The sequence below is a fragment of the Mycobacterium sp. ACS4331 genome (genome assembly GCF_001667265.1).
Classification (GTDB): Bacteria; Actinomycetota; Actinomycetes; order Mycobacteriales; family Mycobacteriaceae; genus Mycobacterium.
This window is the reverse complement of the sequence record NZ_LZHW01000001.1, coordinates 1-19,172: the sequence shown is the minus strand read 5'-3', so window position 1 is coordinate 19,172 and position 19,172 is coordinate 1. Positions and strand designations below refer to the sequence as shown.

The 19,172-nt window shown below is 69.2% G+C and carries 16 protein-coding genes and 1 tRNA gene; 4 read left to right on the top strand and 13 right to left on the bottom strand.

The annotated features are described in order from the left end of the window. Positions 1-14 precede the first annotated feature (14 nt). The 5 genes from A5727_RS00085 to A5727_RS00065 all read right to left on the bottom strand — a co-directional run bounded on the left by A5727_RS00085 (position 15) and on the right by A5727_RS00065 (position 6,430). Positions 15-467, bottom strand: coding sequence for a GreA/GreB family elongation factor (locus A5727_RS00085; RefSeq protein WP_068242479.1), 453 nt, complete (start codon positions 465-467; stop codon positions 15-17). 86 nt (positions 468-553) lie between these two features. Continuing rightward, complete coding sequence (locus tag A5727_RS00080) at positions 554-1,834, bottom strand: NAD(P)/FAD-dependent oxidoreductase (protein ID WP_068242575.1); 1,281 nt, start codon at positions 1,832-1,834, stop codon at positions 554-556. 42 nt (positions 1,835-1,876) lie between these two features. Further along, a complete protein-coding gene (locus A5727_RS00075; RefSeq protein WP_068242476.1) occupies positions 1,877-3,391 on the bottom strand; it encodes a PucR family transcriptional regulator in 1,515 nt (504 codons plus the stop codon). A 112-nt stretch (positions 3,392-3,503) separates the two neighbouring features. Continuing rightward, on the bottom strand, positions 3,504-4,343 hold the full coding sequence (locus tag A5727_RS00070) for a CbiQ family ECF transporter T component (RefSeq protein WP_068242473.1): 840 nt from the start codon (positions 4,341-4,343) through the stop codon (positions 3,504-3,506). Continuing rightward, on the bottom strand, positions 4,343-6,430 hold the full coding sequence (locus tag A5727_RS00065; RefSeq protein WP_068242471.1) for an ABC transporter ATP-binding protein: 2,088 nt from the start codon (positions 6,428-6,430) through the stop codon (positions 4,343-4,345). Before A5727_RS00065 ends, A5727_RS00070 begins: the two co-directional genes overlap by 1 nt. Before the next feature lie 74 nt (positions 6,431-6,504). Here A5727_RS00065 and A5727_RS00060 point away from each other — a divergent pair, with 74 nt between their 5' ends. Then, the gene (locus A5727_RS00060; protein WP_068242468.1) at positions 6,505-6,930 is read left to right on the top strand and encodes a MarR family winged helix-turn-helix transcriptional regulator; all 426 of its coding nucleotides are present in this window, start codon (positions 6,505-6,507) and stop codon (positions 6,928-6,930) included. Between the two features lie 208 nt (positions 6,931-7,138). On the opposite strand, the gene A5727_RS00055 is transcribed toward A5727_RS00060, so the two are convergent. Then, positions 7,139-7,849, bottom strand: coding sequence for a VIT1/CCC1 transporter family protein (locus A5727_RS00055; protein ID WP_082949500.1), 711 nt, complete (start codon positions 7,847-7,849; stop codon positions 7,139-7,141). A gap of 101 nt (positions 7,850-7,950) precedes the next feature. Here A5727_RS00055 and A5727_RS00050 point away from each other — a divergent pair, with 101 nt between their 5' ends. Beyond that, entirely contained in the window at positions 7,951-9,870 is a 1,920-nt protein-coding gene (locus tag A5727_RS00050) for an acyl-CoA dehydrogenase family protein (protein ID WP_068242462.1), read from the top strand. A 130-nt stretch (positions 9,871-10,000) separates the two neighbouring features. Here A5727_RS00050 and A5727_RS00045 read toward each other — a convergent pair. Then, positions 10,001-10,073 (bottom strand) — tRNA-Asn (locus A5727_RS00045). A 179-nt stretch (positions 10,074-10,252) separates the two neighbouring features. On the opposite strand from A5727_RS00045, the gene A5727_RS00040 reads away from it, so the two are divergent. Beyond that, positions 10,253-10,492 carry a hypothetical protein gene (locus A5727_RS00040; protein ID WP_068242459.1) on the top strand — a complete coding sequence of 80 codons (240 nt, stop codon included), beginning with the start codon at positions 10,253-10,255 and terminating at the stop codon, positions 10,490-10,492. Positions 10,493-10,517: 25 nt separating this feature from the next. Here A5727_RS00040 and A5727_RS00035 read toward each other — a convergent pair whose 3' ends face one another. From A5727_RS00035 to A5727_RS00020, 4 genes are read right to left on the bottom strand one after another with little or no spacing between them, the layout of a single operon-like run. After that, positions 10,518-10,751 carry a DUF7155 family protein gene (locus A5727_RS00035; protein WP_068242456.1) on the bottom strand — a complete coding sequence of 78 codons (234 nt, stop codon included), beginning with the start codon at positions 10,749-10,751 and terminating at the stop codon, positions 10,518-10,520. Next, positions 10,751-11,041: a DUF7155 family protein gene (locus A5727_RS00030; RefSeq protein ID WP_068242453.1), complete on the bottom strand. Its 291-nt coding sequence runs from the start codon at positions 11,039-11,041 to the stop codon at positions 10,751-10,753. Before A5727_RS00030 ends, A5727_RS00035 begins: the two co-directional genes overlap by 1 nt. 45 nt (positions 11,042-11,086) lie before the next feature. Continuing rightward, positions 11,087-12,985, bottom strand: coding sequence for a DNA primase (gene dnaG / locus A5727_RS00025; protein ID WP_068242450.1), 1,899 nt, complete (start codon positions 12,983-12,985; stop codon positions 11,087-11,089). A 17-nt stretch (positions 12,986-13,002) separates the two neighbouring features. Then, positions 13,003-14,301 (bottom strand): deoxyguanosinetriphosphate triphosphohydrolase, encoded by a 1,299-nt coding sequence (locus A5727_RS00020; RefSeq protein WP_082949502.1) that lies wholly within the window; start codon positions 14,299-14,301, stop codon positions 13,003-13,005. Between the two features lie 76 nt (positions 14,302-14,377). Between A5727_RS00020 and A5727_RS00015 the strand changes: the two genes are divergently transcribed. After that, positions 14,378-16,417, top strand: a complete 2,040-nt coding sequence (locus tag A5727_RS00015) for a TPM domain-containing protein (protein ID WP_068242448.1) — start codon at positions 14,378-14,380, stop codon at positions 16,415-16,417. A gap of 106 nt (positions 16,418-16,523) precedes the next feature. Here the strand turns inward: A5727_RS00015 and A5727_RS00010 are convergent, their stop codons facing one another. Both A5727_RS00010 and A5727_RS00005 read right to left on the bottom strand, forming a co-directional pair. Beyond that, positions 16,524-17,405 (bottom strand): endonuclease domain-containing protein, encoded by an 882-nt coding sequence (locus A5727_RS00010; RefSeq protein WP_502687640.1) that lies wholly within the window; start codon positions 17,403-17,405, stop codon positions 16,524-16,526. Between the two features lie 155 nt (positions 17,406-17,560). Beyond that, positions 17,561-18,985: a glycine--tRNA ligase gene (locus tag A5727_RS00005; RefSeq protein ID WP_197507534.1), complete on the bottom strand. Its 1,425-nt coding sequence runs from the start codon at positions 18,983-18,985 to the stop codon at positions 17,561-17,563. Positions 18,986-19,172 lie beyond the last annotated feature (187 nt).

Here is a 19,172-nt window from a genome sequence, read left to right as displayed (position 1 = left end):
GGCCCCGCGCGAGGTCAGTGCTCGTGCAGGCCGTAGGGCACCGCACGCACCAGCGTGACCTCCTGCGTGGCGCCGTTGGGCAGGTCGTAGCGCCGGGTCTCCCCGACGCGGGCGCCGTCGATCGCCGCGCCCAGCGGGGAGCTCATCGAGTACACCTCGATGTCGCCGTAGTCCGCCCCGCGCACACCCAGCAGGAAGGTCTCGGTGTCCTCGGGGTCACCGAAGTGCACCGTGAGCACCATGCCGGGCTCGGCGACACCGTCATTGGGCGGGTCCTCCCCCACGACGGCGTTGACCAGCAGCTCGTGGATCTCCTGGATGCGGCCCTGCTGCGCGCGACGCACCGCCACGGCGTTGCTGTCATCGCCGTCTGCGGTCTCGGTGGTCCACTTCTTGAGTGTCTCGAGTTCCTCCTCGAGCCGCTGCCGAGCCACCGGGGTGAGCCACATACGTTGTGCAACAGTCATTGTCATCTCCTGGTCGGTGAAAAAGAATCGTCGTCAGGGGCGGGCTCGAAGGAACCGCTCCGCCCCTGACGACCTGGGATGGACGCTCAGCGTCCCGAGCGATGGGGGTCGAAAGGCGCCAGCGCCTCGGGTTGCTTTCCGGTGGTGATCTGCTCGGCGAGGAGTCGGCCGGTGATGGGTCCGTGCGCGAACCCCCACATGCCGTGGCCGCCCGCGACGTACACGTGGTCGCCGAGTTCGCCGATGTAGGGCAGTCCGTCGGCGGTCACCGGGCGGGGTCCGACCCAGACGTCACGCATCTCGTCCCAGCGGACGCCGTCGAGCATCGTCGCGGCCGAGGACGCGATGGCACGCACCCGGGCGGGCACCACCGGATCGTCGGCGTCCCGGAACTCCATGGTCCCGGCGACCCGCAGTCCGCCCTGGTAGGGCGTGCACGCGACCCGCACGGTCGGCAGGTAGACCGGGCCGAGCACGGGACGGTCGGTGGGCACCGTGAACGAGTACCCGCGGCCGGCCTCGACCCAGGTGCGGCGCCACCGCGCCGTGAGGGCGGGAAGCCATGCGCCGGTCGCGACGACGGCCGCGTCGGCGGTCAGCACAGCGCCACCGATGCCGCGCACCATCACTCCGCCCTGGTGCGGGATGATGTCGTTGACCTTGAACCTGTGCAGGGCCGCGCCCCGGGCCATGACCGCGTCCCCCAGGGCCGTGACGAACCGGCCCGGATCGACGAAGCGCTGGTTCTCCACGGCCAGCCCCACGGTGGCGGCGGTGCCGGCCAACGGAACCTGTTCCCGCAGTTCATCTCCGGTGAGTTCGGTGACGTCGACCTGCTGGCCCTCGGCGCGCAGATCGGCGATCTCATGACGCAGCACATCGGCGTCGCGCCCGTCTCGGAACAGTGCGGTGATCGCGGTCTCGGTGCGGGGCACGTCGACACCGTTGCCCGTGAGCACATCGAAGGCCTCGAAACACTCCTCGTTCATCGGCAGGTTGGCCCGCACCACCTCGCGCGCCTTCGCGTGCCGGCAGTTCCTGGCGAACCGCGCCAGGAACCGCGCCCGACCGATATCCGGCTTCGGCGAGATGCGCAGCGGTGCAGAGGGATTCAACAACGAAGCCAAGCCGTAGCGCAGCACCGCAGGCTGGTTCAGCGGGATCGTCAGCGCCGGTGAGATCCACCCCGCGTTACCCCACGATGCACCGGCGGCCACGCCGTCGCGGTCGACGACGGTCACGTCGACCCCCCGTTCCTGCAGGAACCACGCGGTGGACAGGCCGACAAGGCCTGCACCCACGACGACCACCGACCGTGGTCCGCCGTCCATGCGATTCGTCACCGCACACCTCCTTCTTGTGACCATCATCGCTGCCGATGACAGCACTCCGGTGTGCTAAAGCAACAGTCAAGAGGTGGGAGATTGTGGGTTCTCCACAGCGGCGAGTTCGATCATCATCGCCAGACGTTTCTGCGGGTCACCGAGGTCGACGCGGGTGACTCGGGTGATGGTCCGCAGCCGGTTGCGCACGGTGTTCTCATGCACGCCCAGTCGTGCCGCCGCGGCCACGGAATCGCCCTGAGCCTCGAGCCAGGCCCGCAGCGTCGCAACGAACGGTGTGCGGTTCACCTCGTCGTGGCGCTGCAGCTCGGCCACCGGACCCCGGGACGGTCCCCGACCGGACCCGGCAGCGGCCCGCAGCCTCTGCAGCAGGATGTCGTCCCACGACTCGTCATAGGCCGGCACCACACCCCCGCGGGCCTCGTGCAGGGCCAGGCACTCGTCAGCTTCGCTTCGCGCGGTGGACAATTCGTCGACGACGGCTGGCCCGCTGATCCCCGCCCACACCGTCGCCGACTCCGGCAGCGCCGCGGTCAGGGCCGCCACCCACGCCCTGCTGTGCTCGGCGGACTCGGTCGGCAGCACGGTGTACACCGTGGTGTCCGCGACCGCGCTGCGCCCCGGCCGCGACCAGCCGAACCCAGCCGTGGCCTGTTCGAAGGCCACCAGCAGCGCGGTGTGCGACTCCCCGTCGGCCCGGGGCCGCACCGCGATCACCCGCAGGGGCCCGGGCGGCAGGCCCATCCGGCTCGCGACGATGGCCGCGTCGGCGGTGCCGTCGAGCAGGCGGATCACCGATTCGGACTCGACCTGGCGTTCCAGGTCCGCGCTGGCGCGTGACCGCAGCAGATGCAGCGCGACGGTGCGCGCGCCGTCGGAGAGCGCCCGCGCCGCCGCGCCCCGCAGCGCCCGCGGACACGTCACCCACACCGACCCGAGCGGTTCCCGGCCGACCCGGGCTGCGACCACCATGCGTCCCGACAGGCCGTGTGCCGGATCGGGTTTGATGAAGAACGGGTCGTCGGATGTCGTCAGCTTCGCCGTGACCCCCAGTTTGTCGAACAGCGCCCGCAGTCCCGGCGGCGCCTGGCGGGCCAGAATCGTCTGTGCGCGGGCCGGGTCGGCGTCGGCCTGCATGCGGGAGTACGCCAGGACCTGGCTGCGCCGGTCCTCGATCACCACCGGACCGCCGATGGCGTCGGCGAGGCTGTCGGCCAGTGCGAACAGGTCCGTGGGCCCCCGCCCGGACTCGGTCTCACGGCCCTCCAGCACGAGGCCGTAGACCACGCCGGCCATCTCACTCCACGGCACCGCGGCATCGACGTGCAACACCGCGACGCCGGCGTCCGCCGGATCCGGGTGGTCGTCGGCGCGGACCAGCACCGCCGACGCACCGGCCTCGGCCGCCCAGGACACAGCCTCGTCGACGGTCGCGGCGCCGATCGCGAGCAGCACGTCGCCGATCACACCGGGTTCGGGGATCACCACGCTGCGCAGTTCGGTGGAACGGGGTACCGCACCCAGGCGCGACACCACGCCGTAGCCGCCGAGCACGTTGACGAGTCGGTCGAGGGTGATCACGGTCCGAGCTTATCGGCGGTTTCACGGACCGATGCCCAGGCGCAGACACGCCGTGTGGGGCTGGACAATTGGCACGCGGTGCTCACGGATCCGAATGCGGCGCAGCGCTGAGTCAGCTCGTCGGAACGGTCGGCAGCAGGAACAGTTCGGAGAGCACGCACACTGCGCAGAGGCCGAATACGACGGCCAGCGCCACCCAATCGCGCAGCGCCGGGCGTGACGGCGCGGCCGAGATCTGCCCGGTGCCGCCGCGCGCGGTGATCGCATCGCCCATCTCGTCGCCGCGGCGCAGTGCGGTGGTGATCGCGGCGGCCAGCAGGTCCACCAGTTCGAAACCCCACCGCCGGAGCCGCATCCGGCGGGTGCTCAGCTGCGGCCTGGGCCGCAGCTTGCGCGCCGCGTACAGCACCCGGAACTCGTCGATCAGCATCGGGAACGAGCGCAGCACCAATGCCGTTGCGACGGCCCAGTCGTCGACCGGGACGCGGAACACCTTGAACGGCCGGCCCAGTGTGGCGATCGCGGGTGCGACATCGGCGACGTTGGTGGTCCACGACACCAGCATGCACAGCCCCAGCAGAACCACGGCCAGCAGGTTGATCCGGGTGAAGTTCAGAAGTCCGCCGAGGCCGAATTCCACCGAGCCCACGCTCACGGCGGGCCCGCCTCCGCCGAGCGCCGCGGTGAAGGCGCCGAACGCCATGAGGGCCCACAGCCACAACGGGATGGTCGGCAGCGCACCGCGGGTCACGCGGGCCAGGCGTGCGACCACCAGCACCAGCACGCCGAGCAGCAGGACCGGAATCCAGCCCGGGAAGAACGTGAGCAGCACCGAGAACACGAACACCGCGATCAGCTTCGTCCCGGCCCACAGATCGTGGACGGGCGACGGCCCGGGCACTGGCCGCATGAGCACCACCGGGCGACGTGTGCGTCTGGTCGGCGCGGTCATCAGCTCATCTCCTTCGCCGGGGCGGGCGTGGGTTCCACCGCACCGTCGCGCAGATGCAGGATCCGAGGGCACAGCCCCTCCAGGCCGACGAAGTCGTGCGAGATCACCACGACCGTCAGCCCGGTGTCGCGGCGCAGGTCCTCCAGCAGCCGCAGCAGGTTGCGCTGATTGGCGGCGTCGACGCCGGCCAGCGGTTCGTCGAGGATCAGCACGCGCGGTTTGCGCGCCAGCAGTCCGGCCAGCACCACCCGGCGCATCTGTCCGCCGGACAGCTGGTCGATACGCCGGCGGGCGATCGCCGCGTCGAGACCCACCGCGGCCAGGGCGGCGGTGACGCGGGCCGAGTCGTCGGGCGAAAAGCCCGCTGCCGACGCCACTTCCAGATCCACGCGGGGACGCAGCAGCTGCAGGCGGGCGGCCTGGAAGGCGACCGCCACCTCACCGCGCTGGTCGGCGGCGGGTCTGCCGTCGACCAGACAGCGCCCCTCCGACGGGGTGATGAGGCCGGCCATGATCCAGGCCAGGGTCGACTTGCCCGATCCGTTGCCGCCGTGGATCAGCAGGCCGTCGCCCTCGTGCACCGTGAAGCTGACATCGCGCAGCGCGGACTTGGCCCACGGTGTGCCGGAGCTGTACTCGTGGCCGACGTCGACGACCTCGATGATCGGGGCGCCGGGACCGCTCTGCGCGACCGGGCCCGCGGGCCGCGCCCCGTCGGCGACGTCGACCATCGCGGTGTTGTCCAAGGACTCCGACAGGCTCACGACCCGGTCGGCCGCCTCAGCCTCGCCGGCGTAGTGGGTGATCTGCACGACGCTCATCGGGTGCCGCTTCGGCAGCCCCGAGATCAGGGTGAGCAGCGCGTCCCGGCCGGCCTGGTCGACCATCGACGTCACCTCGTCGGCGATCAGCAGCGCGGGGTCGCGGGCCAGCGCGCCGGCGATGGCCAGGCGCTGCAGCTCGCCGCCGGACAACCCGCCGGTGTCGCGCTCGCCCATGCCGGCCAGGCCCACTTCGGACAGCAGCGCGTCGACGTCGACGTGCCGTCCCGGTGGGAGCCCCCACACCACGTCGTCGGCGACCCGCGTTCCCAGCACCTGACTTTCGGGGTGCTGCAGCACCACCGACGTACCGCCGGCCTCGCCGAGGGCCACGGCCCCGGGCCGGACGACCGTGCCGCCTGTCGGCTCGCGGCCGGCCAGCACGAGCATCAGCGTGGTCTTGCCCGAGCCGTTGGCGCCCGTCACCGCGACGTGCTCGCCGAGGTTGATGTCGAGACTCAGCGGTGCCAGGGCGTCATGCTCGGCCTTCGGATAGCGGAACGACACGTCACGCAGACGCACCGGCAGCGGCCCGGCGCCGCCGTCGGGCGGGGTGTCGAGTTTGTGCACATCGGGGATGCCGCGCAGGCGCTCCAGCACACGTGAGAGCACCCAGTAGCCGATCATCGAGACGACCATGATGATCATCACCGAGTACGCCATGATGAGCAGCGGCCAGTAAGTCAGTGCACCGGCGATGAGGTCACGCAGGGGTTCGGCGGGCCAGCGGACGGCGTCCGCGACGCGCTGGAGGGGCCACCAGTTGGCCTTGCCGATGAAGTCGGCGGTGCCCTCGAGGAACCGTGCGGTGCCCTTGGCGTTGGCCTCGATGGTGTCGAACAGCAGCGAGCGCAGCCGGGTCAGCATGGTCAGCGCTCCGACCGCGAAGACGCCGAAGACCAGTCCGGCGACGGCCGAGGAGACCAGCACGGTCGGAGCCCCTCGGCCTCGGCGTTTGACGACGCCCGTCAGTCCGCCGATGTAGGCGCTGTTGAGCACCGTCATGAATCCGCCGAGTCCGGCGACGAGGAACGCGATGACAGCGCCCGCGAAGGCGGCCGCGATCAACACCCGCAGCCGGTAGCGATAGGCGAGCAGGCCCATCGGCACCGAGCCGAGCAGCGAAATCCCCTGGGCGAACGGGAGCACGACCGCGATCACGGCGCATGCTGCGGTGAGCGCGGCCATGACGGCGGCCTGGGCGATCTCGGCGGGACGCAACGACCGGGCCCGAGCGGGTGGTGCGTCGGGCCGGGTCGAAGTCATCTCACGATTCTGCCAGGGCGGTCGACGGGCGCCGTCGCTTGATCTACATAGCCTATCTATGTAATGTAGGTCTCATGTCTTCGACCACGACCGAACTCGGGGTGGACCTGCTCTCCGTCGTCGCTCGATTTAACCGCATGGCGACGCAGCGGACTCGACTTCCGCTGCCATGGGCTCAGGCCCGCCTGCTGTCGATGGTCGAAGACCGCGGCGAGGCCCGGATTTCGGACCTGGCCGCATTGGACAACTGCTCGCAGCCCACGATGACCACCCAGGTGCGTCGGCTCGAAGACGCCGGCCTGGTGACTCGCACCGCCGACCCGTCCGACGCCAGGGCCGTGCTGATCCGGATCACCGACAAGGGCAGGGCAACGCTGCAGCGCGTACGCGCCGACCGGGCCGCCGTCGTCAATCCCATGCTCGAGCAGTTGGATCCCGCTGACCGTGAGGTGCTGGCGGCGTCCATTGAGGTGCTGCGTCGGCTGCTGGACACAACGTAGGCGCCGCGAAGAGCCTGCCGTACGTCTGATGAAGGCCGCGCCCGTCGAACGCGGAGTCGACTCGGCCCGCGCGGTGTCTGGCTGCGCCGCGTCGTCGCCGAGAGTCGACTTATTTCGCGTTTTCGCGCGAAATCCGTGCAATAAGGCAACTCTCGGCGCGGGAAGTCGGCGGGCCACTGAGACACAGGCCGGAGGAGGCACAGGCCCGCTAAGAGATGGCGGTCCCGAGCAGTGAGCCCACCAGATAGGTGGCGCCGATCGCGATCACCCCGAACACCAGCTGCCGCAGCGAGCCGAACCACACCGCCTGCTTGGTGATGAAGGCCGCCAGCCCGCCGGCGATCATCAGGCCCACCCCACCGCAGATCAGGCCCGCGGCCAAGGTCTCGAAGCCGAGCAGGTACGGGATCAGCGGGATGATCGCGCCGATCGCGAACATCAGGAACGACGATCCGGCGGCCACCAGGGGCGACGGCTTCTCGGTCGGGTCCACGCCGAGTTCCTGGACGAGGTGGAAATTGATGGCCCGATTCTCATCGCCGTGCAGTTCGTCGGTGGCCCGGGTCGCGGTGTCCTCGCTCAGCCCGATCCTCTGGAACATGCCGATCAGCTCGGCCCGTTCCGCGTTCGGATGCGTCCGGAAGGCGCGCCGCTCGACTCTGACCTCGGAATCGATCTGTTCGTTGGCCGTCGTGACCGAGGTGTACTCGCCGAGCGCCATCGAGAACGCGCCCGCCAGCAGTCCGGCGACACCGGAGATCACCACGGCCTCCGAACTGGCACCGGCGGCCACCCCCGCGATGAGCGCGGTGTTGCTGACCAGACCGTCCATGGCCCCGAACGTCGCCGCGCGCAGCCAGCCGCCGCTGACATCCGAATGCGAGTGATCGAAGTCGTGCGGCAGTTCAGGCGCGTGCATGGGTGTCATTGAACGGCATCGGTGTGGGCTCACCCGGCTGAGGCTGACCTACGTTGCCAGAGTCACGTTTGTGGGGGACCCTTCAGGGCTACCGTCGAGTAATGACCACCACTGCGGAGCATCTGAGGAACGCCCTCGACGGGCGTTGGCGCGACGTCAAGAACGCCATGCGGACCGAGTTGAGCAATGAGATCTTCAAGCCGCATTACACGCCGAACACCGTGATCGCCCGCACCAAGGTCGGCGAGCAGCTGCGGATCATGGCAGCCCACGGCTCCGCCGAGGACGGGTTCAAGAAGGAGCACGGGGGCAACGGCGACGTCGGTGCGGCCGTCACGCGGATCGAGATGCTGGCCATGAGCGACCTGTCACTGATGGTCAAGGCCGGCGTGCAATGGGGCCTGTTCGGCGGCGCGATCGAGAACCTGGGCACCGAGCGTCACCACCGGGCGTACGTGCGGCGCATCATCGACCTCGACCTGCTGGGCTGCTTCGCCATGACCGAGACGGGCCACGGCAGCGACGTGCAGTCGCTGGAGACCACCGCGACCTACGATCCGGCCACCGAGGAGTTCGTCATCGACTCCCCCACCCCGTCGTCGCGCAAGGACTACATCGGCGGCGCGGCCGAGACCGCCCGAGTGGCCGCGGTCTTCGCCCAGCTGATCACCCCCGACGGCGAGAAGCACGGCGTGCACTGCTTCGTCGTCCCGATCCGCGACGAGGACGGCAACGACCTGCCCGGGATCACGACGTCGGACTGTCAGTACAAGGGCGGTCTGCCCGGTGTGGACAACGGCCGCATCATGTTCGACCACGTCCGCGTGCCGCGGGAGAACCTGCTCAACAAGTACGCCGACGTCGCCCCCGACGGCACGTACTCCTCACCCATCGAGAACCCCAACCGCCGGTTCTTCACGATGCTGGGCACCCTGATCCGCGGGCGGGTCACCGTGGGCGGCAGCGCGGCGGCGGCGGCCCGCGTGGCACTGGACATCGCGACCCGGTATGCGTTGCAGCGCAGGCAGTTCAGCGCCCCGGACGGCGAGGACGAGGTGGTCATCATGGACTACCTGGTGCATCAGCGCCGACTGCTGCCGCTGATCGCCAAGTCCTATGCGCTGCAGTTCGCGCAGAACGAACTGGTGGCCCGCTGCCATGATCTGCAGACCGCCGAGGATCCCGATCCCGAGGAGCAGCGCGAACTGGAGTCGCGCGCGGCCGGTCTCAAGGCGGCCAACACCTGGCACGCGACGCGCGCCATCCAGGAGGCCCGAGAGGCCTGCGGCGGTGCGGGATACCTCGCCGAGAACCGGCTGATCGCCCTGAAGGCCGACACCGACGTGTTCACCACGTTCGAGGGCGACAACCATGTGCTGACGCAGTTGGTGGCCAAGGAACTGCTGACGGCCTACGCCGACGACATCAAGGGCATGAGCCCCGTGGAATGGGTCCGGTTCGCCGCCAACTTCGCCGGCGAGCGCGTCATGAAACGCACCGCGGCCGAGACCATCATGCAGACCATCCTCGACACCCGGCAGGACAACGAGGAGGAGGGCAGCCTGTTCAACCGCGGCACCCAGGTCAAGATGTTCGAGGACCGCGAAGAGTACATGCTGGCCTCCGTCGCTCGCCGGCTGCAGGGCAAGGCCAAGGAGATGAGCGCGTTCGAGGCGTTCAACTCAGTGCAGGACCACGTGCTGCACGCCGCGAGCGCGCACATCGACCGCGTGATCCTGGAGGCTTTCGTGGCCGGGATCGATGCGTGCGAGGACGCCGAGGCGCGTGAGGTCCTCAACATGGTGTGCGATCTGTACGCGTTGAGCGTGATCGAGGAGGACAAGGCGTGGTGGATCGAACATCGCTACCTGTCGACTGAACGCGCGAAGGCCGTAACTCGTGCCATCAACGACCGTTGCAAGCGACTCCGCCCCCACGCGGAGCTGCTGGTCGACGGATTCGGCATTCCGGAACAGTTGCGGTACGCCGAGATGTTGCACCCGGAGAACCTGACGCAGTGAGCCATGTGCCCGCCTCGGAGCGACAGCGCCGACCTACTCGCCGGCGAGAGGGGTTTGCCGCTCTGGGGCGGGCATTTCTATGCCCGTGAGCCGAGGCTGGCGTCGTGTGAATGACGCCGTGTGATTGAAGCTCCCCCGGATGGACTCGAACCATCAACCGCCCGATTAACAGTCGGGAGCTCTGCCAATTGAGCTACAGGGGAAGAACCGAAGCAAGACTTTAGCGCACCGAACCCCGTGGACAACAATCCGCAGGTGAGAGGCGTGCCGCGACACTGCGGCCCGCGGAGGACGGCGTGGATCGGACCGGTGCCCGATCACCGCCGCGGCGCGATATGAGGCAGGATGGAGGCGTCCATCCGCGTGCTCTGGAGGGTTGATTGTGTTTCGTGTCCTGGCCGTGCTCGGCATCGGCTACGTCCTGGGCGCCAAGGCCGGACGGAAACGCTACGAACAGCTCGTCGGGACCTACAAGGCCGTCACGGCGCATCCGGCGACCAAGACGGCCATCGACGCGGGACGGCGCAAGATCGCCGAACGGGTCTCCCCCGACCCGGAGTTGGTGAAGCTGACCGAGATCGACAGTCAGACCGCGGTGATCGAGCCCGAGACGCGGCGCTGAGTCAGCCCAGCGGCACAGCGCTGAGTCAGCCCAGCGGAATGTTGATCGACTGCCCCGGGAACAGCGAACTGGTCTCGATGCCGCTGCCGTTGAAGCCGACCGAAGGAATGCCACCGGTCCCCTCGCTGATGCACTGACCGGTGCCGCGGGCACCGATCCAGCTCAGGCAGTTGCCGGGCGGCTCCGCCGACACGGCGGGCGCGCCCAGCAGCGCGACGACCGGCAGCGCCACCGCGGCGCAGAGCTTGGCTGCGATCATCAGTTCAGCCCGCTGCCGCGGCCACCCATGATCGTGCTGCTGTTGTCCGTGCCCGGGTCACCGGTGGGCCCGTTGATGGTGACAGGGATGCCGTTGAGCGACGTGTCGCGGCCGCTGCCCATCGACCACGCGATACACTTGCCGTCGGCCTTGCTGCCGAACCAGGCCGTACACCCCGGCTGAGCCTGGGTCACAGAAGCATCAGGTGTGCTGAACGCGATCCCGATCGGCGCCCCCACCGCTGCTGCCGCGACCGCCAACCCCACGATCAGCTGCCTCTTGCGTGCCATATCCCTGTCCTCCGCCTCGACGTCAGCATGCTCAGACTAACGGCCTCAGGCCGTCATGTCGTCCCCTGACGCCTGCTCGAGCAGGCTGCGCCGATACGCCTCCATCGCCACCAGGTCTCCGAACAGCGCGTGGTACTCGTCGCCCTGCTCCACCGGCGACATGCGCTGCAGCTTCGACTTCACCTCGGCGATCTGCCTGCCGATCCACACCTCCTGCAGGCGGGCCAGCACGCCGGAGATGTAGCGCGGCAGCTTCTCGTCGTCCTCGATGCGGATGCTCTCCACACTCAACTCGCTGACCAGCGCGGCCACCGCGGGCGACGCGGCGTGCTGGCTGACCTGATCGAGCCACTCGGCGCCGCTGACTCCCCGGCCGGTGCCGCCGGCGGCCTCGATGGCCACCCGCACGGCCGCATACCCGGGATGGGTGAAGCTCTCGACGGTCAGTGAGTCGAAGACCGGGCCGGCCAGCGCGGGGTACTGCAGTGCCGTCTTGAGGGCCTCACGCTGCGGCCACAGCGTCGGGTCGCGCGGATCGGGCCTGGGCGCCTGGGCCTGCGGCGCGGGTGCGGCCTGTCTGCGAGTGTCGCGCCCCGTCGGGCGGGCGCCGCCCTTGGCGTGGTCGCGCACTCTCCTGATCACCTGGGCGACGTCGTCCCAGCCGACCCAGCCCGCGAGCTGACGCGCGTACTCGTCGCGCAGGGTGGGGTCCTTGATCTGGGCGACCATGGGCACGCAGCGGCGCAGTGCCGACACCCGGCCCTCGGCGTTGTCCAGATCGAACTCGGCGAGCGCGGTGCGGATCGCGAACTCGAACAGCGGGGTGCGACGCGCGACCAGATCACGCAGCGCGGCGTCGCCCGAGCGCAGCCGAAGATCGCACGGATCCATCCCGTCGGCGGCCACCGCGACGAACGACTGCCCGGCCAGATTCTGTTCGCCCTCAAAGGCTTTCAGCGCAGCCGCACGCCCCGCGGCGTCACCGTCGAAGACGTAGATGAGCTCGCCGCGGAAGAACTTGTCGTCCATCATGAGCCGGCGCAGCATCGACAGGTGGTCGTCACCGAAGGCCGTGCCGCACGACGCCACCGCGGTGGTGACGCCCGCCAGATGCATGGCCATGACATCGGTGTAGCCCTCGACGACGACGGCCTGGTGCGCCTTGGCGATGTCACGCTTGGCCAGGTCGATGCCGAACAACACCTGAGACTTCTTGTACAGCAGCGTTTCCGGAGTGTTGACGTACTTGGCCGTCATGGTGTCGTCGTCGAAGATGCGGCGTGCACCGAACCCGATGACCTCGCCGCTGGAACCGCGGATGGGCCACAACAGGCGTCGGTGGAACCGGTCCATCGGGCCGCGCTTGCCCTCACGGCTCAGCCCGGCGGCCTCAAGCTCCTTGAACTCGAAACCCTTGCGCAGCAGGTGCTTGGTGAGGGTGTCCCAGCCCGAGGGCGCGAACCCGCAGCCGAAGTGCCGGGCCGCGGCCGCGTCGAAGTTGCGTTCGGTGAGGTAGGCCCGCGCGGGGGCGGCCTCGTCGGACTCCAGCGCCGCGGCGTAGAACTCCGCAGCCGCGGCGTTGGCCGCGACCAGCCGGCTTCGACTGCCCCGGTCGCGCTGCACGTTGGTGGCCGACGCACCGGAGTAGGTGATGGTGTGGCCGATGCGGTCGGCGAGCAGTTCCACCGCCTCGACGAACGTGACGTGCTCGATCTTCTGGATGAAGGCGTAGACGTCGCCGCCCTCGCCGCAGCCGAAGCAGTGGAAGTGGCCGTGGTTGGGCCGGACGTGGAACGACGGTGACTTCTCGTCGTGGAACGGGCACAGCCCCTTCAGGGAGTCGGCACCGGCGCGGCGCAACTGCACGTAGTCGCCGACGACGTCCTCGATGCGGGTGCGTTCACGAATGGCCGCAATGTCGCGATCTGCGATGCGCCCGGCCATCGGATCAGTGTAGGGGTCTAGGGGAAATCGACCGTCAGCTGACCGGGCACCACGACGCTGGCCGCCGGGAAGAGGCTCTCCAGCCTGCTCTCGGTGAACGACGCGATCTGGTCCACGATCACCCGAAGGCGCTCACCGTCGTCGTCGGCCGCGTTGAAGGCCGGGACGAACAACGGGTCCAGCGACTCCGGTGCCCCCTCCATCAGCAGCACCGCGACGGCCTTGATCCCCTCGCGCTGCTCGGCCTGGATCAGCAGGTGCTCGGGGTCGGACATGATGAACTGCAGCGCCAGGATCTTGAGCACCGCGACCTCGGCGGCGACAGCGTCGGGGACCGCCAGGTCCGCACCGAACCGGACCAGCGAGGCGTCGCCGAACGACTCCCGGGTCCAGGTGATGGCCGCGGTGGCGAACCGGCCGACCAGTTCGCTGGTCAACCGCTTCAGCGCCACCGACGCGCCGAGTGTCCCGTCGTACTCGCCGACGGCCTCGACCACCGGAAGGCGCGACAACCGGTCGGCGGCCGCCAGCAGTTCGTCGGGGTCGGCGCCGAAGTGGTCCTTGCCGAGCGCGGCCAGCGCCGCGGCGGTGTCGGCGTCGGCGAGCGACCTCAGGTCGATGCGGCCGGAGATGACGCCGTCCTCGACGTCGTGCACCGAGTAGGCGACGTCGTCGGACCAGTCCATGATCTGGGCCTCCAGGCAGCGCCGGTGCGCCGGCGCCCCGATCCGCATCCACTCCGCCGCCGTCGCGTCGTCGCCGGAGAATCCGGTGTAGAAGCCGAACTTGCGCGGGTTCTCCGAGCGCGCCCACGGGTACTTGGTGACGGCGTCCAGCGCAGCCCGGGTCAGGTTCAGGCCAGCCGAACCACCCTGCCCGTCAAGCACTTTGGGCTCGAGCCGAGTGAGGATTCGGAAGTTCTGGGCGTTGCCCTCGAACCCGCCGGCCGAGGCGGCGAGCTCGTTGAGCGCGCGTTCGCCGTTGTGCCCGTAGGGCGGATGCCCGATGTCGTGGGCCAGGCCGGCCAGGTCCACCAGATCCGGGTCACAACCCAGGCCGATCGCCATCCCGCGACCGATCTGGGCGACCTCCAGGGAATGGGTCAACCGCGTGCGCGGCGTCAGGCTCTCACGCGGGCCGACCACCTGAGTCTTGTCGGCCAGCCGGCGCAGGGCGGCGCAGTGCAGCACGCGGGCGCGGTCGCGGGCGAAGTCGCTGCGATGCTCGCTTTCACTGCCGGGCAGCGCGGCGGACTTCGGCGCCTCGACGACCTGACGCTCACGGTCGAAATCGCTGTACCGGTCCTGCTGATTCATGCTCACCACGGCACAGTCTGCCAGCACCGCGGGTCTTTCCCGCCGTCGCCCGCGCCGGTCACACTAGATTGGCACCATGCGCCTGCCCCGCCTCCTGCACATCCTGCTGGTCGTCGTACTGGCCGGGTTGCTCACGGCACCCGCCGCCGTCGCCGAACCGCCGTTCCGGCTCCCCAGCCAGGTCACCGACCGCTCCGGCGTGCTGTCGCCGAAGGAGGAGGCCGAGGTGCAGAACGCGCTGGATCGCCTCTACAACGACCGGCACGTCCAACTCTGGGTGGTCTACGTCAAGTCCTTCGACGGGCTGGGCTGGTTGAACTGGGCGCAGAACACCATGAAGGCCAGCGACTTCGGTGACGACGACGCACTGCTGGCGATCGCCACCGAGGATCGTGCGCTGGCCTTCCAGGTGCCCTCGACGATCAGCGGCGGCACCTCGACGCGCAGTGACGACATCCGTCGCCTCGACATCGAACCGGCGCTGCGCAACGGCGACTGGGCAGGCGCGGCGATCGCGGCCGCCGACGGGCTCAACGCCGACACCGGGGGCACCTTCAAGATCTCCTGGGCTCCGGTGCTGGCGGCCCTCGGCGTGATGGCACTGCTGGTGCTGATCCTGTGGCTGTGGGTGCGCCGCCAGCGGTCCAAGCGGCACGCGGCGCAGGTCGCGGCCGCCCACCGCGTCGACCCCACCGACCCGAATGCGCTGGCCGCGGTGCCCTTGGACGCGCTCGACGAACTCAGCCGGACCATCGTCGTCGACGTCGACAACGCCGTGCGCACCAGCCAGAGTGAACTCGAACTCGCCGTCGAGGAGTTCGGCACCACCGCCACCGCGCCGTTCAGCGAGGCCGTCGCGAACGCGAAAACGACGCTGCAGCAGGCCTTCAACGTCCGCCAGACGCTCGACGACGAGGTGCCCGAGACGCCCCTGCAGCGCCGCGACCTGCTGACGCGCGTGATCGTCGCCGCGGCCAAGGCCGACCGCGCGCTCGAGGAGCAGAGCGCGGCGTTTCAGAAGCTGCGTGACCTGCTGATCAACGCCCCGACCCGGCTGGATGCGCTGACCCAGCAGATGGTGGCGCTGAGCGCACGCGTCGAACCGGCCGCGCAGCGCCTGGCCGCGCTGCGGCAGCAGTTCGCCGAGGCCGCGCTGACCTCGGTGGCCGGCAACATCGACGCCGCCCGCAGCCGGCTGACCTTCGCCGACCGCAGCATCACCGACGGCCGCAACCTGATCAGCCGGCCCGCACCCAACCAGAACCCCCTGGTCGACGCCATCCGCGCGGCCGAGGGCGCGCTGGGACAGGCCCAGACCCTGCTGGATGCGATCGAGACGGCGTCCACCGACATCAACCGGGCGATCGCGGCCCTGCCCGACGAGATCGCCGACATTCAGCGCGGAATCGATGCCGCGGCAACGCAACTGCCGCTGGCCCAAGGCGCCCAACGCGACGAGTTGGCCCGCGCCCGGGACGCCGCCATCAAAGCCGTCGAGGACGCCAAGACCAACGGTGCCAATGACCCGCTGGGCACCTTCACCCGGTTGACCAAGGCCGACGCGGACCTCGACCAGATCCTCGACCTCGTCGATGCGCAGCGCCAGGAGGCCGAGAAACAGGCCAAGCTTCTGGAGCAGGCGCTGTTCACGGCGCAGTCGCGGGTGCGCTCGGTGTCGGACTTCATCGACACCCGCCGCGGCAGCGTCGGCCCCGAGGCGCGCACCCGTCTGGCCGAGGCCACCCGTCAGCTCGAGGCGGCGCAGGCCAAGCGGGACTCCAACCCCGCCGAGGCGATCGCGCACGCCAACGGTGCGGCCGCGCTCGCCGCGCAGGCGCAGACGCTGGCCAACGAGGATGTCCGGTCGACGCAGCACGCCTACTCGTCGCAGTACGGCGGCAGCGGCGGATCGGATCTGGGCTCGGTGATCGGCGGGATCATCATCGGCAACGTGCTGCGCGGCGGGTTCAGTGGACGCGGCGGGTACGGCGGCGGCTGGGGCGGAAGCTGGGGTGGCAGTTGGGGCGGCGGCCGCAGCCCCGGGCGGCCGACCACATACGGCGGATCGTCGCGGTCGTCGACCCGCAGTTACGGCGGAGGCGGCGGCCGCTTCTGAAGTTTCTCGCTGAGCGCCCTGGGGTCCCCGCTTGTGGGGCGTTTGTACGGTGACACGCCGTATTTCGCGTACAAGAGCGCACGCTCACCGGACCCAAACCGGACGCTCACGCCGCGCGGCGCATCAGCAGCTCCTCGATGCGGCTGTTCATCTCCCACGGTGTGCGCCGGACGTCGTCGGCGGTGATCGACAGCACCACCCAGCCCAAGTCGAGTAGTGCGGCTCGCTTCTCCCGATCCTTGCGTAGCTGCTCGGGCGTGCTGTGCCAGTCGAACCCGTCGTACTCGACGCCGACGCGGGCATCGGGCCAGGCGAAGTCCAGGCGCCACACCCGTCCCTGTGCATCGACGACCTCGTACTGGAGTTCAGGCTCGGGCAGGCCGCCGTCGTGCATCGCCAGCCGTGCCTCGCTCTCCATCGGGGACTCCGCTTCGGGCCGGGCAAGTGGAATCAGTTCTCGCACATTGACTATGCCGCGGCGGCCGTGCTGCGCCTCTGCGGCGTGGATGAGGTCGAACACGGTGACCGTGCCGCTGCGCAGCGCCGCATCCAGGTACGCCAGGGCCCGTGGCCGCTTCTGCGCACGGGCCAGTTCCACCGCCGTCCACGCGGCCGTGGTGGTCGGCCTGCCGTCGAGCGTCGTCAGCGGAGCACCCTCACGCCGATGCACCACTAACCCCCTGCTGTTGCGCAGATGGTGCCCCAGTGGGTTGAGGACATGCACCGTGGGGTCACCCTCAAAGTCGAAGCCGAACGCCACAGCCGCGGTGCTCAGGCACATCGCGACGGGCTCGCCGGCCCGCAGATCCAGGCCGCGAAGGCGCGTCTGCAGGTCGGGTTCGCCAAGACAATAGACACCCGGCCAAACCTTCACCAGGAGGCCGGTGCGCAGCAACACCTGCAGTGTCCGTCGGCTCAACAACTCAAGCAGTTGCGCCGACGTCGCGACACCCTGCCCAGCCATGAGTGACTCGAGTTCGTCCACCACCGCATGGTGCAGCGAACTGGCCGAAGGCGGTATCCACCCCTGGGGATGAAGCGCGAACGTCCGTTTTGGGTTCGGCGAGCGTGCGCTCTTGTACGCCAAATACGGCGTGTTGCCGTACAAACACGGCCGCTCGCGGGGACCTGCCGGAGGGGAAGCTAGGCGCCCTTCAGGCGCACCGCGAGGTAGTTCGACACCTCGGAGATCGCCACACGTTCCTGTGACATGGAGTCACGCTCACGGATGGTGACGGCCTGATCCTCGAGCGAGTCGAAGTCCAGCGTCACGCAGAACGGGGTGCCGATCTCGTCCTGACGGCGATAACGACGGCCGATCGCGCCGGCGTCGTCGAACTCGATGTTCCACGACTGCCGCAGCTCGGCCGCCAGGTCGCGCGCCTTGGGCGACAGGTCGGCGTGCCGCGACAGCGGCAGCACCGCGGCCTTGACCGGCGCCAGTCGCGGATCCAGCCGCAGCACCGTGCGCTTGTCCACCCCGCCCTTGGCGTTGGGGGCCTCGTCCTCGGTGTAGGCATCGACCAGAAACGCCATCAGCGAACGGGTCAGACCCGCTGCCGGCTCGATCACGTACGGCACGTAGCGGGTGTCGTTGGCCTGATCGTAGAACGACAGGTCAACGCCGGAATGCTTTGAGTGCGTGGTCAAGTCGAAGTTCGTGCGGTTCGCGATGCCCTCCAGCTCACCCCACGGGTTGCCCTGGAAACCGAACTTGTACTCGATGTCGACCGTGCCGTCGGAGTAATGCGACAGCTTCTCCTTGGGATGGTCGTAGAGCCGCAGGTTGTCGCGGTTGATGCCGAGGTCGACGTACCACTGCAGGCGCGTGTCGATCCAGTACTTGTGCCACTCGGCGGCGGTCGAGGGCTCGACGAAGAACTCCATCTCCATCTGCTCGAACTCACGGGTGCGAAAGATGAAGTTGCCCGGCGTGATCTCGTTGCGGAAGCTCTTGCCGATCTGACCGATGCCGAACGGCGGCTTCTTGCGCGACGTGGTGACCACGTTGGCGAAGTTGACGAAGATGCCCTGCGCGGTCTCGGGCCGCAGGTAATGCAGCCCCTCCTCGGTCTCGATCGGGCCGAGGTAAGTCTTGAGCATCATGTTGAAATCGCGCGGCTCGGTCCACTGCCCCTTGGTGCCGCAGTCGGGGCAGACGATCTCCTCCATCGGCACCGAGTCGGGGTTGGCGTAGCCCTTCTTCTCGCCGCCCTTCTCGAAGAATGCCTCCTGCATGTGGTCCTGCCGATGCCGCTTGTGGCAGTTCAGGCACTCCACCAGCGGATCGTTGAAGACGTCGACGTGCCCGGAGGCGACCCACACCTGGCGCGGCAGGATGATCGCGCTGTCGAGGCCGACCACATCGTCACGACCCGTGACCACCGACTTCCACCACTGGCGCTTGATGTTCTCCTTGAGCTCAACACCCAGTGGCCCGTAGTCCCACGCCGACTTGGTACCGCCGTAGATCTCGCCGGACTGGTACACCAGGCCACGGCGCTTCGCCAGGTTCGCGACGGTGTCGATGATGGACGCCACGGGAAAGGCTCTCCTGTCTGCGGGGATAACAACCTGAACAGCCTAGCTGTCGCGAACCGGCGGTCGAATCCGGCGTCGAAGCGGGCTCCTGCTGCTGGTCGCCGAGATGTCGCTGAGGGCTGTGAATCGCCCGCGACAACGACCAATCCCGACAACTGGGCGAGAGGAGGGTTGCGATGCGGGCGGGCCGGGGCGGATCGGGGCGATTCACAGC

Coding starts and splice junctions, on each gene's coding strand:
- A5727_RS00085 (WP_068242479.1), bottom strand. CDS start 467: ATGACTGTTGCACAACGTATGTGGCTCACCCCGGTGGCTCGGCAGCGG.
- A5727_RS00080 (WP_068242575.1), bottom strand. CDS start 1,834: ATGGTCACAAGAAGGAGGTGTGCGGTGACGAATCGCATGGACGGCGGA.
- A5727_RS00070 (WP_068242473.1), bottom strand. CDS start 4,343: ATGACCGCGCCGACCAGACGCACACGTCGCCCGGTGGTGCTCATGCGG.
- A5727_RS00065 (WP_068242471.1), bottom strand. CDS start 6,430: ATGACTTCGACCCGGCCCGACGCACCACCCGCTCGGGCCCGGTCGTTG.
- A5727_RS00060 (WP_068242468.1), top strand. CDS start 6,505: ATGTCTTCGACCACGACCGAACTCGGGGTGGACCTGCTCTCCGTCGTC.
- A5727_RS00055 (WP_082949500.1), bottom strand. CDS start 7,849: ATGCACGCGCCTGAACTGCCGCACGACTTCGATCACTCGCATTCGGAT.
- A5727_RS00050 (WP_068242462.1), top strand. CDS start 7,951: ATGACCACCACTGCGGAGCATCTGAGGAACGCCCTCGACGGGCGTTGG.
- A5727_RS00035 (WP_068242456.1), bottom strand. CDS start 10,751: ATGATCGCAGCCAAGCTCTGCGCCGCGGTGGCGCTGCCGGTCGTCGCG.
- A5727_RS00030 (WP_068242453.1), bottom strand. CDS start 11,041: ATGGCACGCAAGAGGCAGCTGATCGTGGGGTTGGCGGTCGCGGCAGCA.
- dnaG (WP_068242450.1), bottom strand. CDS start 12,985: ATGGCCGGGCGCATCGCAGATCGCGACATTGCGGCCATTCGTGAACGC.
- A5727_RS00020 (WP_082949502.1), bottom strand. CDS start 14,301: ATGAATCAGCAGGACCGGTACAGCGATTTCGACCGTGAGCGTCAGGTC.
- A5727_RS00015 (WP_068242448.1), top strand. CDS start 14,378: ATGCGCCTGCCCCGCCTCCTGCACATCCTGCTGGTCGTCGTACTGGCC.